The sequence below is a fragment of the Nocardiopsis baichengensis YIM 90130 genome (assembly GCF_000341205.1).
Lineage (GTDB): Bacteria > Actinomycetota > Actinomycetes > Streptosporangiales > Streptosporangiaceae > Nocardiopsis_A > Nocardiopsis_A halophila.
This window is the reverse complement of the sequence record NZ_ANAS01000011.1, coordinates 73859-90316: the sequence shown is the minus strand read 5'-3', so window position 1 is coordinate 90316 and position 16458 is coordinate 73859. Positions and strand designations below refer to the sequence as shown.

Annotated in this window: 11 protein-coding genes and 2 tRNA genes; 4 read left to right on the top strand and 9 right to left on the bottom strand. The window is 74.5% G+C overall.

Annotation, left to right across the window (positions count from 1 at the left end; translation table 11 throughout):
- The first annotated feature begins 5 nt into the window (after positions 1-5).
- Complete coding sequence (locus tag C892_RS0110890; RefSeq protein ID WP_017557207.1) at positions 6-1337, top strand: preATP grasp domain-containing protein; 1332 nt, start codon at positions 6-8, stop codon at positions 1335-1337.
- Between the two features lie 38 nt (positions 1338-1375).
- On the top strand, positions 1376-2422 hold the full coding sequence (locus C892_RS0110885; protein WP_017557206.1) for a methyltransferase: 1047 nt from the start codon (positions 1376-1378) through the stop codon (positions 2420-2422).
- Between the two features lie 90 nt (positions 2423-2512).
- On the opposite strand, the gene C892_RS0110880 is transcribed toward C892_RS0110885, so the two are convergent.
- Entirely contained in the window at positions 2513-3895 is a 1383-nt protein-coding gene (locus C892_RS0110880; RefSeq protein ID WP_026124292.1) for an NAD(P)-binding domain-containing protein, read from the bottom strand.
- A 95-nt stretch (positions 3896-3990) separates the two neighbouring features.
- Here C892_RS0110880 and C892_RS0110875 point away from each other — a divergent pair, with 95 nt between their 5' ends.
- Positions 3991-4854, top strand: coding sequence for a helix-turn-helix domain-containing GNAT family N-acetyltransferase (locus C892_RS0110875; RefSeq protein WP_017557204.1), 864 nt, complete (start codon positions 3991-3993; stop codon positions 4852-4854).
- A 160-nt stretch (positions 4855-5014) separates the two neighbouring features.
- On the opposite strand, the gene C892_RS0110870 is transcribed toward C892_RS0110875, so the two are convergent.
- From C892_RS0110870 to C892_RS0110835, 7 genes are all read right to left on the bottom strand, one after another.
- Positions 5015-5087: transfer RNA gene (locus C892_RS0110870), tRNA-Lys, on the bottom strand.
- Positions 5088-5245: 158 nt separating this feature from the next.
- Positions 5246-8269: an AfsR/SARP family transcriptional regulator gene (locus C892_RS0110865; RefSeq protein WP_017557203.1), complete on the bottom strand. Its 3024-nt coding sequence runs from the start codon at positions 8267-8269 to the stop codon at positions 5246-5248.
- Between the two features lie 788 nt (positions 8270-9057).
- Positions 9058-9612, bottom strand: a complete 555-nt coding sequence (locus tag C892_RS0110860) for a hypothetical protein (protein ID WP_017557202.1) — start codon at positions 9610-9612, stop codon at positions 9058-9060.
- Between the two features lie 435 nt (positions 9613-10047).
- A tRNA-Lys gene (locus tag C892_RS0110850) sits at positions 10048-10120 on the bottom strand.
- A gap of 156 nt (positions 10121-10276) precedes the next feature.
- Complete coding sequence (locus C892_RS0110845; RefSeq protein ID WP_017537111.1) at positions 10277-10462, bottom strand: hypothetical protein; 186 nt, start codon at positions 10460-10462, stop codon at positions 10277-10279.
- Positions 10463-10532: 70 nt separating this feature from the next.
- Entirely contained in the window at positions 10533-11507 is a 975-nt protein-coding gene (locus C892_RS0110840; RefSeq protein WP_239647345.1) for an N-acetylglucosamine kinase, read from the bottom strand.
- Between the two features lie 414 nt (positions 11508-11921).
- Positions 11922-13640: an AfsR/SARP family transcriptional regulator gene (locus C892_RS0110835; protein ID WP_017557199.1), complete on the bottom strand. Its 1719-nt coding sequence runs from the start codon at positions 13638-13640 to the stop codon at positions 11922-11924.
- Positions 13641-13859: 219 nt separating this feature from the next.
- Between C892_RS0110835 and C892_RS0110830 the strand changes: the two genes are divergently transcribed.
- On the top strand, positions 13860-14840 hold the full coding sequence (locus C892_RS0110830; RefSeq protein ID WP_017557198.1) for a MurR/RpiR family transcriptional regulator: 981 nt from the start codon (positions 13860-13862) through the stop codon (positions 14838-14840).
- 21 nt (positions 14841-14861) lie between these two features.
- On the opposite strand, the gene C892_RS0110825 is transcribed toward C892_RS0110830, so the two are convergent.
- Entirely contained in the window at positions 14862-16442 is a 1581-nt protein-coding gene (locus tag C892_RS0110825; protein WP_017557197.1) for a DUF885 family protein, read from the bottom strand.
- Positions 16443-16458 lie beyond the last annotated feature (16 nt).

Sequence of the window (16458 nt, the reverse complement as noted above, 5' to 3'; positions counted from 1 at the left end):
ATGAGATGTCTCGACTGCTGATCGGCAACGACTTCACCGAAGAGCTGGACGGGGCGGACCGCGCGCGGGAGGCCACGGCCTGCTGGTACGCCCAGCGCACGCTCTTCTTCGCCGAGGACGGCGACACCGTCGTCCTCCCGCACGCCCCGACCGACGTCTTCCTGGGTTACGTCACCTCGTTGACCGGAACGGACCCCGCATCGCTGCGCATCGTCGTTCCCCCCGCCCGCGTGCACTCCCAGGAGCACCTGTCGGCGGAGCGGATCGCCGACCCGTCGTTCCACCGGGCGCTCCACGAGGCCATCGCCGGCCGCCCCGTGGACGAGGTGGTCATGCTGTACCCCGACCCGCGAATCGTCGCCCTGGCGCGCGCCCTCGGAATCGGGGACGCGGTACCGGGCGGCGACTTCATCATGCAGTCCGGTGGTGCGCTCGCGAACAGCAAGGCCGCCTTCCGCGCCCTCGCCTCCGGCACCGGGGTCCCGGTGCCCGAAGGCGCCGTCTGCAGCGACCCGTCGATGGCCCATGACGTCGTGGAGCGGCTGCTCGGCGCAGGCGCGCCGGTCATCGTCAAGCACGAGTACCGCCAAGCGAGCAAGGGGAACGAGATCCTCAGCCGACACGGAGGGGTGACCCCCCGGGGCGCTCCGCGGGCCGTCGTGCTGCCGGACCCGGAGTCCGCCCGGAAGCATCTCGAAGCGGAGTGGGACCGGCTGACCAGCGGTGGCCGCCACAGGCTGGTGGTCGAGAGGTACTTCCCCGACTCCGCGTCCGTGTTCGCGGAGCTGCTGCTCACCGATGCGGGGGTGGAGCTCGCGGGCGAGGGGGAGCTGATCTACGCGCCGACACCGCGCGGCCAGGTGATGCCGGCGTGCCGCCTGCCCTCCGGAGCACGCGGCGAGCTCGCCGTCCACAGCCGCCGCATGGGCCGCCTGTTGTGGGACATGGGGCACCGCGGGCGAGTGAGCATGGACGCCGTCGTCACCCCCGACGGGCGCCTGTTCTTCACCGAGTACAACGGGAGGGTCACCGGGTCGACCCACGTCTACGCGATCGTGGGGCACCGCGTGGTCGGCCGGGACTACCCCGGAAGCCGGGTCCTCGTGGAGCACGTCGGGCTCGTGGTGCCCTCGTTCGAGAGCGCCGTCGCCCGGCTGTCGGCCGAAGGACTCGCCTACGACCACGAAAGCCGGACGGGCGTCGTCCTCGTCAGCGACCTCCACACCGACGACAGGGACGTCATCTACTGCATCGTCGTGGACGACGTCGCCTCCGCCGAGAAGTACCGGCAACGCGTGGAACGGCTCTTCGGCGATGCCCGGACCGCCCGTTCCTAACCCCCGGCCCGCTCTCACCCCGGAAGGGGGCAGGTCCCTTGCCCGAACCCCGCCGCAACGACGACCTCTTCGAACGCTTCCAACTCATCGCGAACGCCCCGGCCCTGTTCAACGCCATCGTGGCCGGCCTCGACCTCGACCTGTTCGGGCTGCTCGCCGAACGCGGGGAAGCGACGCTCGACGACGTCCACGCCTCCACCGGGGTGCCCCCGCACAAGCTCCGCGTCCTTCTGCTCGCCCTGTGCTCGACCGGACTGGTCGACAAGGACGGCGACGTCTACCGCAACTCCGCCGTCGCCGAGGAGCACCTGTCGACGGACGATCCGGACAGCTGGCGCCATATCCTGATCGGCTGGCAGCGGATCTACTACCCGGCGTTCGCGCACACCACCCGAGGGCTGCGGGCGGGCACGAACAAGGCGGCCCTGGACGACTACACCGGGGCGGGCGACTCCCTCTACGCGCGGCTGTCCCACGACCGGGAGCTGGAGTCGGTGTTCCACGCCGCGATGTCGGCCTTCACGCTGCAGTCCATGCCCGGACTGGTGGAGAACGCCGAGCTGTCCGCCGTCCGCAGCCTGCTCGACGTCGGCGGCGGGGACGGAACGACGGCGATCAGCATCGCGCGGCGCTCCCCTGAGGCCCGGGTGACCGTCTTCGACCTGCCGAGCGTGGTGAAGCGGGCGGGCGAGGCCCTTCCGGCGGACCTCGCCGAGAGGGTGCTCTTCCGGGCCGGCGACATGTTCGAAGAGGACTTCCCCACCGGGTGCGACGCGGTCCTCTTCAGCCACGTCCTCGAAGTGTTCTCCGAAGAGAGGATCCTCCGGCTGCTGTCGAAGGCGTACGAGGCCCTTCCCTCCGGCGGGAAGGTCTTCCTCTACGGGTACAACGCCGCACCCGACGAGAGCGGCGGGATCATCTCCGCCCGATTGTCGCTGTACCTGAACATCCTGGCCAGCGGCGAGGGGATGGCCTACCCGGCGACCGACTACGAGGGGTGGCTGCGCCGGGTGGGGTTCACGAGGGTCCGGACGTACGACGGACTGCCCTACGAACACGGGCTCCAGGTCGCCGTCAAGGACTGACGGCCGCCCGTCCCCTCCCCTCGCGCAGCGGCCGGGGCGGTGGCCGGTCCCGTGTCGTGCGCGGGTCCGGCCACCGCCCCGGGGGGCTTGTCACTGGCGCCCGGAGGAGACCGGGAGCGGCGACTCGACCGGCTGGGGGCCCGCGGCCGGGCCGCAGCAGCCGCCGGAGTCCGCTTCCGTCTCGGAGGCGTCGGCCTCGGCGGCCTCGGCAGCGTCGGGCAGGCCCGACCCCTTGCAGACCCCGGTCTCGGGCAGGACCAGCTCCACCCGTTCGGCCGCCTCGCGGTCGCCCGCGATCGCGGCGGCGATGCTGCGCACCTGCTCGAACCCGGTCAGTGCCAGGAACGTGGGCGCGCGCCCGTAGGACTTCATCCCTGCCAGGTAGAAGCCGGGTTCGGGGTGGGACAGCTCCCGGGCGCCGTGCGGGTAGACCGTGCCGCAGGAGTGGACGTTGGGGTCGATCAGCGGCGCCAGCCCCACCGGTGCCTGCAGGGTCGCGTCCAGGGCCAGGCGGATCTCCGAGAGCGGGGACAGGTCCGGGCGGAACCCGGTGAGCACGACGACCTCGTCGACCGGGTCGAGCTCGCGGCCGTCCTCGCCGACCAGCACGGTCCCCGCCGCGCCCGTGCGGACCTCCGCGGTCCGGAAACCGGTGACCACGGTGATGTTCCCGGACTCCACGGCCCGCTGCCCCCGGCGCCCGAGCGCGCCCCTGGCCGCCAGCTGGTCGTCGGCGCCGCCGCCGAAGGCGTCGCCCACCTCGCCCCGGCGCAGCACCCACACCCCGCGCGTGCCCGGGTCGCGCTCGGCGGCCTCGGCCAGGTGCACCAGGGCGGTCAGCGCCGAGTGCCCGCTGCCCACCACGGCCGTGCGCCGTCCCTCGTACCGCACCCGCACGGCCTCCTCCGACAGGTCGGGGACCCGGTAGGAGACCCGGTCGGCCGCGGCCTCGCCGAGCGCGGGCAGCCCGTCGGCGCCCAGCGGGTTGGGGGCGCCCCAGGTCCCCGAGGCGTCGACGACCGCCCGGGCGAGGAGGCGCTCCTCGGCCCCGTCGGCCGTGCGCACCCGCACCGTGAAAGGCTCCTCTTCGCGACCGGTGTCGACCACGCGGTCGCGGCCCCGGCGGCTCACCCCCACCACCTCGGTGCCGAAGCGCACCCGCTCCCCCAGGGCCTCGGCCAAGGGCTCCAGATAGTCGCGGACCCAGTCGGCCCCCGTCGGGTACGACCCTTCATCCGGGTGCCGCCACCCGGTCCCGGCGAGTACCTTCTCCGCGGCCGGGGAGACCAGGTCGCGCCAGGTGGAGAAGAGCCGCACGTGCCCCCACTCGGCGACCGCCGCGCCGGCCCGCGCGCCCTTCTCCAGCACGACCACGGGCACGGCCCTGTCGACCAGCTCCGCCGCCGCGGCCAGTCCCACCGGCCCGGCGCCGACGACCACGACCGGTGGCCCTTCCGCATTCTTCGGCACCATGACGCTCCACCTTCCATCGATGTCGGTCGATCGAATGGAACTTTATCGATCCCCATCGATGGAATCAACCATCGATCATGGTCGATACTGGTTCCATGACGCTGACGCACGACCCCGCCCCGCCCGACCTCGACCCCGCCGACGCCGCGGCCTACGCCTCCTGGTTCGCCTGCCTGGCCGAACCCACCCGGGTGCGCCTCCTGCACACCGTGGCGGCCTGGCCGGGCGCGGCCGGGGTCGGCGAACTCGCGGCGGCCCTGGGCATCGGGCAGCCCACCGTCTCGCACCACCTGCGCAAGCTCGCCGAGGTCGGGTTCGTCGTCCTGGCCAAGGAGGGCACCTCCACCCGGGTGCACATCAACCCCGCCTGCTGCACCGGCCTGCCGCACGCGGCCGACGCGGTCATGGGACTGCTCGCCTCGCGCCCCTGCTGCCCCACCGACCTGCCCGCCGACGTGTCGGTGCGCGCCATGGAGCCGGGGGACACCGAGGACGTCCGGCGGATCTACGCCGAGGGCATCGCCACCGGCGACGCCACCTTCGAGACCGAGGCGCCCACCGCCGAGGAGCTGGAGGCCGAGTGGCTCGAAGGCCACCGATGGGTCGCCGAGCGGGACGGCCGGGTGGCGGGCTGGGCCGCCGCCGCACCGGTCTCACCCCGGGCCGCCTACTCGGGCGTGGCCGAGACGTCGGTCTACGTGGCCGAGGACGCCCGCGGTCAGGGCGTGGGCAAAGCGCTCATCCACCGCCAGGTCACCGGGGCCGACACCGACGAAGGGCTGTGGACCCTGCAGACGTCGATCTTCCCGGAGAACAAGGCGAGCCTGGCCCTGCACCACTCGGCCGGGTTCCGCACCGTCGGCATCCGCGAACGCATCGCCCGCCTGGACGGGCGCTGGCGCGACACGGTCCTGCTGGAACGCCGCTGCAACGGGGGATGCACGCCCGAGCCGGCGTGACCGGTGCTCCCCGTTCCTGCACCACCCGCCCCATTGGACCTGCGCCCAGAGCCGAACTCGATTGAGCAGGGGGCGGCATCGGAGCGCGCCAGGAGCCCACACACGACGAAACCCCAGGGCGGACTCGCGTTAAAGCGGTTCCGACCTGGGGTTTCTTCTGTGCGCCATCAGGGACTCGAACCCCAAACCCACTGATTAAGAGTCAGTTGCTCTGCCGATTGAGCTAATGGCGCCCGCCGCGTCCGGCTGCCCTGGGGCTTCCTGTCGGCGACGGGTTCAACTTTACCGGACTCTCCGGGGTGGCCGGACCATCCCGGCTGCCTACTGGGTCACAGTGCCCGTGGGGTCGCCGCCGCCGGTCACAGTGCGTCCTGGTCGCCGCGCGTCCCGCTCACAGGGCGTCCTGGGCCGGGCTTTGGAGGGCCTGGGCCTCGGTGCGGGTCCGGTCTGCGGCCGCCGGGCGGCCGTCGGCCTCGTAGGCGCGGGCCAGGGCCTCCAGCGCGCCCGCCAGGAACGAGGACCACCCCCGCGTCCGCCACAGGCGCACCGACTCCTCAAGCGCGGCGACCGCCTCGGCCGTGCAGCCCGCCACCAGATGGGCCTCGCCCGCCACCGAGAGGGAGTCCGCGAGGTGGTGGTTCATCCCGTGGCGCCTGCTCAGCGCGACCGCCGTCTCCGCCGTCGGCAGCGCCTCGGGGTCCTCGAGGGCGGTGTACAGCCGCGCCAGGTACATCAGGGAGAACACCTCGGCGTACCGGTCCCCCATCGCCCGCGCCATGTCCAGCGCGCGCACCAGGTGGTAGCGGCCGGTCTCCACCCGGCCGGACAGCGCCTGGGCCGCCCCGAGGAACTGCATCGCCGTCGCCTCGAACCGCGAGTTCCCCAGCAGCCGGGCCAGCTCCAGCGCCCTCTCCAGGTGCGCGACCGCGTCCTCCAGGCGCCCCTCTTCGTGGGCCGCGACGGCCATCACGTGGTAGGCGCGCGCCCGGCCGCCGAGGTAGTCGGCCTCCTCGGCGATCCGCAGCGCCTCCCGCGCCGACTCGTGCGCCGCGCGCGCCTCGCCCCGCGAGACCAGCCCCCAGGTGGCCATCACCCGGGCGTCGGCGACCCCGCGCGGCTCGCCCAGCTCGGTGAACATCTCCAGCACGCTCTGGGCCTCGGACCGCATCCCCGACATCGCCTCGCCGGGCCCCTGCGGTGTCGCCCACGTCGTCAGGTCGGCCAGCCCGCGCCGCAGCACGGCCTCGCCGAGCCGGTCGCCGGCCGCCCGGCAGGCCGCGATCGCGCTCTCGTGGGTGCGCCGCCAGTCGTCGAACCGCCCCCGGACGTCGAAGTACTTCTCCAGGCACCCCGCCAGGTCCCAGGCGGCCTCGTGCATGCCCAGCGCCCCGGCCTGCTGCACCGCCGCCGCCATGGACTGCCACTCGGCGTCGAACCACAGCATCGGCTCGGCCAGCGCCTCGGAGGCCTCCGGCGCCGGGAGCGGCCACCGGACCGCCTGCCCGTGCAGGGTGGCGTAACAGGGCCCCGGGATGTACTCGGTGGCCTGCTCGGCCAACCACAGCCACCCGCCGAAGGCCCGCCTGAGCGCCGCCCTCCGCTCCTCTTCGGGCTCGTCGGACTCGCCCAGCTCGCGCGCGTACAACCGGATCAGGTCGTGCATCCGGTAGCGCAGGCCGCCGCAGGGGGTCTCGGTGATGGTGAGCAGCCGGGCGTCGACGAGCTGTTCGATGTACTCCTGCGCCTGGTCGGTGGACACGTCCATCAGCGCGGCCACCGCCCATTCGGGGAAGTCCGGGACCTCCAGGGCCCCCAGCAGCCGGAAGGCGCGCTTGGCCCCCTCCCCCAGCGCGCGGTGGCTCAGCGCGAAGCTCGCCCGCACGGCCCTGTCCCCCGAGGCGAGCTCGTCGAGGCGGCGGCGCTCGTCCTCCAGCAGGCGCACCATGCGCGCCAGCCGCCACTGGGGGCGCCCGGCCAGCCGTGCCCCGGCGATGCGCACCGCGAGCGGGGCGTGGCCGCACAGCCGCACGATCCGCTCGGCGGCGGCGGGCTCGCGCTCGCCCCGCTCCTTCCCGGCGATCCTGCCCAGAAGTTCGACCGCGTGCTCGGGGGTGAACACCTCCAGGTCCACCAGGAGCGCGCCCTCCAGGCCGGTCAGCCGGGGCCGGCCGGTGACGAGGACGGTCGCCCCGGGGGCGCCCGGCAGGAGCGGCCGCACCTGGGCCTCGCTCGCGGCCCCGTCGAGCACCAGCAGCACCCTGCGCCCCGCCACCATGCTGCGGAACAGGGCGGCCCGCGCGTCCAGGGAGTCGGGCACGCCCGCCCCGTCGACGCCCAGGGCGTGCAGCAGGAAGGAGAGGGCCTGCGCCGGGGCCAGCGGCTCGGCCTCGGCACCGCGCAGGTCCACGTAGAGCCGCCCGTCGGGGTGCTCGTCGGCGAGCGCGTGCGCGGCGTGCAGGGCCAGGGCCGTCTTTCCGACGCCGCCCATCCCGGAGACCGCGACCACCGGGACCGGGCCGCCGCCGGCCAGGTGGGCGTGGATGCGCTCCAGCGCGCGCTCGCGGCCGGTGAAGTCGGGCAGATCGGCCGGGAGCTGCGCGGGCACCGGGAGCGGGACGGAGGCGACGGGCGTGCCGGTGGTGCCGGGACGCGGCGCCCCCTCGGCCTCCGGGGCGGCCAGCGCCGGGTCGTCGCGCAGCACGGCCTGCTCCAGGTCGCGCAGCTCGCGGCCGGGCTCGGTGCCCAGTTCCCCGACCAGCAGCCCGCGCCCGGTGCGGTAGACCTCCAGCGCCTCGGCCGACCGCCCCGAGCGGTGCAGCGCCAGCATGAGCCGGGCGCGCAGGCGCTCGCGGAACGGGTGCTCGTTGACCAGGGCGGTGAGCTCGGCGACGACCTCGGCGTGGCGGCCCCGGTCGAGCTCGGCGTCCATCAGCTCCTCGGTGCAGGTCCAGCGCAGCTCGTTGAGGCGCGCGGCCTCGTCGCGCACCACCGGCAGGGAGTCGAGTCCGGAGAAGGCGGGGCCCTTCCACAGGCCCAGCGCCTCGCGGAGGAGGGCGGCGGCCCGCGCGGGGTCGCCCTGCTCGCGCGCGCGGCGCCCCTGGCCGACCAGGCCGTCGAAGCGCTCGGCGTCGGTGTCGCCCTCCGAGCGCTCGATGCTGTAGCCGCCGGGCCCGCGCGCGACCGAGGCCGTCCCGCCCAGGGCCTGCCGGAGGTGGTGCACGTAGACCTGGAGGCTCTTCTGGGCGGAGCGCGGCGGGTCGTCCTCCCACAGGACGTCGATGAGCCGTTCGTCGGCCACCGGCGCCCCCCGGGCGCACAGCAGCGCCGAGGCGACCCCGGCGAGCTTGGGCGACAGGCGCACCTCACGCCCGTCGCCGTCGCGGACCTGAAGCGGTCCCAGGATGGAGAACCGCATGCGCTCCCTTCCCCGGCGGGCCCCGCGCCCGCCGTCGGCTCCCGCGTCCAGGGTGGCGCGGGAGATCCAACCGTAGTCCAACCGGACCACAGCCGCCGGAGGGAAGGATGGGCCGTGGATCAAGCGGCACCACCGCACGCGAGGCGGCGAGGGTGCGTTCCCTGCCCGACCAGGACGGCAGCCGGCGCCTCGGGCGCCGGCTGGGGAGGGCGGAGAGAGGTCCGGCGGCCGCTCGCGTCGGCAACGGCGAAGAGCGGCCGCCGCCCCTTGCTTCCCGTACAGCCCGTACAGCGGCCATCGACGACGGCGCGGTCATCGCCACGGGGGCGCGGCCCGCGCCGCGCGGCGACGCCCCCTTCCGGACCGCCCGCCGGTCGGTCTGGCAGGGGGCGTTTTCTGCGGTCCGAACACCGGTCCTTAACCTTCTCGATCTGCCCGGCGGCCGACCGGCGTTCTCAGCCCGGCGTTCTCAGCGCAGGAGCGGAGCGGGAAACGCGACGGTTTGCGCGCCGCCTCCTCCACCGAGGCCCCGGCCGCCCGCATCGACACCCCCGTTGATCTCGGGAGAGTCGGGGTAATACCGGCGAGTATTACCCCGACTCTCCCGAGATCAACCGCGAGGAGGCGGCGCGCACCCGGGGCGGGGCCGCCGATCGCGCCGCAGCGGCCGCACCGCTCACACGGGCGACGCCCAAAGTTCCACCACTCCAGCGGACACGACCTCGGCGCATCCCACCAGCCTCCATCGGACCCGGTACCGAGCGGAAAGGAACAGGCCGAGGACGTGTTCAGGAAGAGGGCATCCACTCCACCACACGGCGCAGGCCTTCGGGATCCTCGTGCAGGTAATCGGTCCAGCGGGCGAAGGCGCCGTGGGAACCGAGACTCAGGCCGTCCCACTCTGGAGCGACGAACAGACAGCAGCAGTCGTCGAAGACGAGCTCGATGCAGTCGACCACGCCCCGTTCAGGGCGGGAGTCCGGCCCGGCCGCATACTTGGCCCGGGTCAGGGTGTTGAAGTCACGCCCGTCAGCGAGGAACTGCCACTCCAGGGACACCGGCATGAACTCCTCCCCGTACTCCCTGTTCAGCACGACTTCGTCGAGGTCCTGTTCAGCGTCGGCGAGGCCGTCGGTCGTGGACAAGCGAAGTCGGCCGTACGCCCGCCGATCCTCGATGCGCAGCGCCCCCTCGTCGGTGACCACATAGACGCTGGTGTTCCACACGTTGAGGAACGGGCGCTCCTCGTTCAGCGTACGGTCGATGTAGCCCGGAACCACGAGGTCCTCGACCTTCCTGGCAGCCAGCCAGGAAAGGAGATCCTCAATGGAGGATGCAGTCATGTCCAGCGCTCAGTTTCTTCGGGGGCCCGGTGATCTGGAGGGACGTGTCCATGCTCTGGGCCGACCTCAGCAAGGACCGCCAGGAGCCGTCCTCCTTCAAGAGGATCTTCATTCCTTCGGCCCGATCGACGCGGACCTCAGGCATCCCCTTCTTCAGGGCGCCCATGGCCTCGGAGCCGGTGCTCAGGCGCTCGTACCCGCGGGCCGTTCGGGCCGCCGTGCACCGACGGCCACGGCTCCGAGTGGTCAAGCCGATTTCGACTCTGCCGACGCCGAACCGGATCTGACCGGCGGAGAGGAGACGGACGGGCGACACCTGCAGGACACTTCGCTGCCGCCCCCGGGCGGGCCACGTGCCCGGGCCGGGAGCCCGCACACGACGAAACCCCAGGCTCGGACCGGGGCGAAAGCCGGTCTGACCTGGGGTTTCTTCTGTGCGCCATCCAGGACTCGAACCTGGAACCCACTGATTAAGAGTCAGTTGCTCTGCCAATTGAGCTAATGGCGCGTGCCGGATTCCGCCTGGTCGGCTCCGTCCGACGTCGTTAAGGTTAGCAGCCTCTCGGACCGGTCGCGAACCGGTTGTTCCGGGCGGTTCGGCGTCCCCACCCCGCGCGGTGCGGAGGTGGGGCTCACTGCGCCTCGTGCGGTCCGTCCGCGGCGGTCAGCTCCACGCCACCACCACGCCGACGATGATGGCGATCGCGACGACCGCCCCCACGCCCGCCAGGACGTAGGGGGTGACGGGCCGACGCGGTGCGGCCTGCGGTTCGTTGTTGTCGGAAACGAACTTCTGGAACATGACGGTCGAGCCCGCGGGATCGACGTTCTCTTCGTTCTTCTGGGACATGCGGACGACACTAGCGACTCCCGGGGCCCGCGCGCGCCCTGTGCGGACGTGAATTCGGCCGGTTCCCCCGTCATCCGCCGCCCGAAATGAGGCGGGCGTGCGCTTCGGGGGGCGCACCGGCGGCGCGAAGGGCCAGGCCGGCTGCGCCGAGCACACCCTCGGCCGCCGTGAGGGGCCCGGTTCCGAACCGCTCGCGGACCCCCGCCCGCACACGCTCGGCGATCTGTCCGCCCGCCAGCAGCGCCCCGGAGACGACGACCGGCGCCGCCGCGCCGGGGGCCAGGACGGTGTCCAGGGCCGCGAGGAGCCGGGCGGCCGCCTCATCGCAGATCCGGACCGACCGGGCGTCGCCCTCCGCCGCCGCCCCGGTCACCTCGGGCGCCAGGCCGCCCAGCTCGGCCGGGAGACGCGCGTAGACGGTCCGGATGAACTCCTGGGGGTCCCCCGGGACGATGCCCAAAGCGGCGGCCATGCGGTCGGAAAGGACGGTCGGTCCTCCCCTGCCGTCGATGCCGGCGAGGGCCGCGCGCAGCCCCTCCAGGGCGATCCACACCGCCGACCCTTCGTCCCCCAGCAGCCACCCGTACCCGTCGCACCGGTGCCGGACGCTCCCGTCGGCCACGTAGGCCGCCACCGCCCCCGTACCGGCGATGACGACGGCCCCCTCGGGCTCGTGCGTCCCCGCGGCGAACGCCACCGCGATGTCGTCGGTCACGCGCGGCAGCCCCGGAAGGCCGACGCCCCGCCAGGCCCGCCCCGCCGTCTCCGCCGCGCGCGCGTGGCCGGCCGCCGACGCGCCCGCCACGCCGAAGACCGCGGCGGCCACCTCGTCGGCCCCAGCGCCCAGCACCGCACGCGCCCCGGTGACCGCCTGGCGGAGGGCCTCTTCGAAGGCTGCCGCGGGGTCGGCGCTGGAGAACTGGTTGCCGCCGCCCGCACGCCCCCGGGCGACCACCCTCCCGCCCAGGTCGGCGACCACGCACCGGGTCGACGTTCCGCCCGCGTCGGTACCGATCACCACACCGCCCACACCATCCCGTCCCATGAGGGCACCCTAGATCGCCCCACCGCGCACGCCCCTCGGCCGCTTCCGGCCATTCCGGGCGCGTCCGCACCTCGTCGGGCGATTCCCGGCGCTCCTGAACGCTCCTGAACGGTCCTGAACGGTTCGAGCGGTGCGCTTCCGGGGCGCTGACGCCCCTGAAGGCCCGACTGAAAGCGGACCGCCAGTGCGCTGAAAGCGGCCTCGTGCACATTGGGGAGCATCGGGGCGGACACGGCCGGCGCTTCCCCGCGGCCGCGCCCTCTCCGATGAGGAAAGCGGGCCGGACACGGGGAGGGGTCCGGCTCCCGCGAGCCGGAGGACGGACGGCTCGCGGGGGAAGCGGCGCTCCATGGGGAAGGGCGTCGAGCCCGGCGGGGTGCACGGGGACGATCGCCCCGCCGGGCCCTCCCCCGTCTACTCGCGACCGCCGATGAGGAATCGCGGATCGCCGCCGAGCGCGGCGGCCATCCGCACCGCGGGGGCGTCCTCATCGCGGTCCTCCACCCGGGCCGCCAGCTCCGCGGGGGCGGCGCCCGGGTGGGTGGACAGCCACGCCGCCGCCATGCTGAGCGGCAGCGGCAGGCGCCCGGCAGCGCCGACCAGGCGCCGGACCCCCTCGGGGTCGGCCCCGGCACGCTCCACGCCGATACGGGCGGCCAGCAGCGCCACGGCCTCCTCCTCGGAGAGCGCTCCGACCTCCACCGCTTGCACACCGTCCCGGATGATCAGGTCCGCCAGCCAGTACCTGCTGGTGACGATCACCGCCCCGGGCGGGGAGCCGGGCAGCAGGGGGCGCACCTGACCGGCGCTGCGGGCGTTGTCCAGCAGCATCAGGACCCGCCGACCGGCCAGCGCCGAGCGCAGCAGCGCCGCGCGCTCCTCCGGTGCGTCGGGGTAGGGCTCGGGGACGCCCAGTGCGCGCAGGAAGCGCGCCGCGACCTCGCCCGGCCCCGGGCGGGCGTCCTCGTCCCCCTTCAGGTCGGCGTAGAGCCGCCCGTCGGGGAACCCCTCCACTCCGGCGGCCCATCGCAGTGCCAGGGCGGTGCACCCGGCGCCGTACGGGCCGCTGATCAGCGCGCGGGCCGCGCCGTCGCGCCGCCCGAGCAGACGGTCCAGCCTCCCCAGCTCGGCCTCGCGCCCGACGAAACCGGGGTGGGGCGCGGGGAGCTGCGCCGGAACCGGCTGGGGCCGCCGCGGAGGAGGCGCGCCCTGGCGGCGGGACGCTCCGGCCGGCGCCTTCGCCTGGGGTCCGGCGGCTCCCGTGGTGTCCCCAGTGTCCCCGGTGCCCCCGGCGTTCCCGGTGTCGTCCGTGCCGCCCCTGTTCTCCGTTCCCACGGTGCGCTGGCGCGGCACTGCGGGGCCGGCCTCCGCCTCGGAGAGGTCGCCCCTGAGGATCCCCTCGAACGTCCGTTGCAGTCCGTGTCCCGGGTCCAGACCGAAGCGCTCGACCAGCGCGCGCCGCGCCCGGCCGAAGGCCGCGAGCGCGTCCCCCTGCCGCCCCGACCGGTACAGCGCCACCATGTGCTGGCGCACCAGCTCCTCCCGTTCGGGGAAGCGCGGAACCAGCCGGTTGAAGGCCTGCAGGAGCGCACCGTGCCTCCCCAGGCGCAGCCCCAGGGCGCCCCAGTGCTCTGCGGCCTGAAGAAGTTCGTCCTCCAGGTGCCGGGCGTCGCCCTCATGAATGGCCGCGCTGACCACGTCCTCCAGGACCGGGCCCCGCCACAGCGCCAGCGCGTCGCGCAACTGCTCATAGGCGCGCAGGGCGTCCCCCACCTGCTCGGCCCGGTCGGCGCCCGTGCGCAGCGCCCGCAGGCGCAGCAGGTCCAGCCGGTCGGCCGGCAGCTCCATCCGGTAGCCGCCGTCGACGCCGGTGACCAGGATCCGCGCGCCGGACTCCTCGCCCAGGGCCGCCCGCAGACGGGCCACGTGCACCTGCAGCGAGCCCTTGCGCGCGTCCGGGGCGGCACCGGTCCCCCAGAGGGCGGTGACGATGTCGGCGATCGGGACGGTCCTGCCGCACCGCAGGAGCAGCAGCGCCAAAAGGGCGCGGCGCTTGGTGCCGCGGAGCTCCACGGGCCTGTCCCCGTCCGTGAGGCTCAGCGGTCCGAGGACGCCGAACTCGTACTGTGCCACCTGTTCCTCTGCGGAGGTCCCGCCCCTCCCACCGCTCGCGCCGCTCCGGGCGTTGTGGGATCCGTCTATGCCCCCTACAGTGCCGGGCGGCGACCGCGGCGCGCAATCCGTCCCGGCACCCGTCCTCGTTCACGGCGGTTCCCCGCCGCCTCCCGCCGCGTCGGCGCCGCACCGCCCCCGAGATTGACTCCGACCTGAGACGGCACGAGACTTCCTGCGATGGCGAACTCGGCGAACCCCCCGGACAGCGGCGCGCGCGACGGCGCGCCGGCCCCCGGCACCGTGCTCCGGGTGCGGGCGCTGCTGCCCTCCCTGCCGCCGGCCGAGCAGCGGGTGGCCCGGCGCATCATCGACGACCCCGAGGGCGTGGCCGCCTCCTCCATCACCCAGCTGGCCCGGGACTGCTCCACCTCCGAGGCGACCGTGATCCGCTTCTGCCGGACCATCGACCTGTCGGGCTACCGCGAGCTGCGGCTGGCCCTGGCCTCCGAGGCGGGGCAGGCGCGCGGCGCAGGGATGAGCGGGCGCGCGCCGGTGGGCGACATCGACCCCGACGACACCCTGGTCACCGTGGTGCAGAAGATCGCCTACACCGACGCGCGCGCGGTGGAGGAGACCGGGGCCCAGCTGGACGCCGATGTGCTGCAGGCCGTCGTGGCGGCCATGGACGCGGCCCGGAGGATCGACATCTACGGGGTGGGCGCCAGCGCCTTCGTCGGCGCCGACCTGCAGCAGAAGCTGCACCGCATCGGCCTGGCCTCGTTCGCCTGGTCGGACAGCCATGTGATGCTGACCAGCGCCGCGGTGCTGCGCCCGGGCGACGTTGCGGTCGGCGTCTCACACAGCGGCGCCACCATCGAGACGGTCAACGCCCTGGCCGAGGCGCGCGGGCGCGGGGCGGCCACGGTGGCCGTCACCAACTTCCCGCGCAGCCCCATCTGCTCCTACGCCGACCACGTGCTGACCACGGCCGCCCGGGAGACCACCTTCCGCTCCGGGGCGACCGCCAGTCGGCTCGCCCAGCTCACCGTCGTGGACTGCCTGTTCGTCGGCCTGGCCCAGCTGCGCTACGCCGACAGCCGCTCGGCCCTGGAGACGACCTACGACGCGGTGCGGGGCCTGCGCGTGGGCGAGAAGGGCCGCCGGAACCCCGGCGGCCCCTCCGGCACGGGGTCTTCCGGCTCGGACACCTCCGCCTGAGCCGACCCTTGAGCGAGGCGGTCAGCCCCGTTCGAGGGCGGTCCCCATCAGCCCCAGGGGCGGCGCCCCCAGGTCGAGCAGGGCCGCGTGGAAGCGCTGCAGGGTGAAGCCCTCCGCCCACCGCTCGCGGGCGCGCTCGCGCAGCGCCTGGATCTCCAGCTTGCCCCAGGTGTAGCGGCCGTACGTGGGGTCGAAGACCGCCCTCCGCGCCTCGGAGTGGGCGGCGGGGCCGGCCAGCGGCGTGTCGGAGGCGAAGCGGCGCGCCGCGTCCTGGACCGTCATCTCCCCGGTGTGCACACCGATCGCCACGGCCAGGCGGGTGACACGGATGAGCGCCTCCACCCACACACCGGTCTCGAAGTGCGCCGCGGTGAACCTTTCCCGGCCGTCCGGCTCCCCGAGGGCACGCTCCTCGGCGATGCGTTCCTGCGCATAGGGCCCGAAGCCCTCCTCCACGCACAGCTCCTCGGCGTAGTGCGCCCATCCCTCGATGAACGCGGCGGAGAAGAAGCTCCTGCGGACGGGTCCGGGCGCGCGCCGCAGGGCGCGGCCGTGCGAGTGGTGGCCGGGGGCGACCTCGTGCACGCAGACCGCGGGCAGGGTGGTGGCGCTGAACATCTCCAGCCACTCCTCCCGGTCCTGCTCCGGCCACGCCGGGTCGGGCGGGGTGATGTAGTAGTGCGAGTCCCCGTCGTCCTCGGCGGGACCCGGCCAGGCCATCATCGCCGTCGACCAGCGCCGCGACTCCGGCGCCGCCGAGACCCGCACCCTGCCGTCGTTGTAGGGGGCCAGGCCGCGCTCCCGGGTGAAGTCCACCGCCAGCCGCGTCCAGGTGCGCGCCTCCTCCAGCACGCCCTCGGGGCCGGGGTGGTCGCGCACGAGCTCCCGCGCGGCCTCCAGCGGGGGCCGGCCGGGGGCGATGCGGGAGACGGAATCGGCCAGGCGCTCCATGAGGCGGTCGCGTTCGGCGTCGGCGCGCTCGGCCAGGCGGCCCAGGTCCACCTCGGCCCCGTCGCACGCGCCCATGAGGCGGGCCAGCGCCGGCCCGCCCAGGGTGGCGTCGGGGTCGCCGTCGCGCGCGGCCTTCTCCAGGTGGGCGACGAGGGCGGCGTGCGCATCGAGCGCGGGTCGGCGCACCCCCTCGGGGGCGTCGGCGGGGACCCCTTCGGCGAGCCCGCGCGCAGCGGGCAGGAGCGCCTCGGCGATCGGGGCGTTCAGCCGGTCGAGGGTCTCCACGGCCCTGCCCGCCGCGTCCGGCCAGGCCTTGAGCTGGTCCAGGCGCGCCCGGCGCCGCTCCTCCTCGGACGCGTACCCGCGGTCGTATCCGGCCAGGTCGAGCTCGCCGAGGTGGACCAGGGGGTTGGAGCGGTGGACCTCCAGCTCCCCGTAGAGGCAGCGCAGCGCCTCCTCGGCCACCCGGGCATGGGCCTCGTCGTGCGGGTCCTCCAGCGCCTCTCCTCCGAGCCGGGCCAGGCCCGCACGCACCCCCTCCCCGGACATGTCGCCGGTCGTCCCGTCGTACTCGTGGCGCCCCGCCCCCTCGCGCATCTCAGGGGTCTGGAGGTCGGCGATCGCACGCAGCCGTGCCGGAAGTTCGTCCATGGGGCGCGAGCCTACT

Coding starts and splice junctions, on each gene's coding strand:
- C892_RS0110890 (WP_017557207.1), top strand. CDS start 6: ATGTCTCGACTGCTGATCGGCAACGACTTCACCGAAGAGCTGGACGGG.
- C892_RS0110880 (WP_026124292.1), bottom strand. CDS start 3,895: ATGGTGCCGAAGAATGCGGAAGGGCCACCGGTCGTGGTCGTCGGCGCC.
- C892_RS0110875 (WP_017557204.1), top strand. CDS start 3,991: ATGACGCTGACGCACGACCCCGCCCCGCCCGACCTCGACCCCGCCGAC.
- C892_RS0110865 (WP_017557203.1), bottom strand. CDS start 8,269: ATGCGGTTCTCCATCCTGGGACCGCTTCAGGTCCGCGACGGCGACGGG.
- C892_RS0110860 (WP_017557202.1), bottom strand. CDS start 9,612: ATGACTGCATCCTCCATTGAGGATCTCCTTTCCTGGCTGGCTGCCAGG.
- C892_RS0110845 (WP_017537111.1), bottom strand. CDS start 10,462: ATGTCCCAGAAGAACGAAGAGAACGTCGATCCCGCGGGCTCGACCGTC.
- C892_RS0110840 (WP_239647345.1), bottom strand. CDS start 11,507: ATGGGACGGGATGGTGTGGGCGGTGTGGTGATCGGTACCGACGCGGGC.
- C892_RS0110830 (WP_017557198.1), top strand. CDS start 13,860: ATGGCGAACTCGGCGAACCCCCCGGACAGCGGCGCGCGCGACGGCGCG.
- C892_RS0110825 (WP_017557197.1), bottom strand. CDS start 16,442: ATGGACGAACTTCCGGCACGGCTGCGTGCGATCGCCGACCTCCAGACC.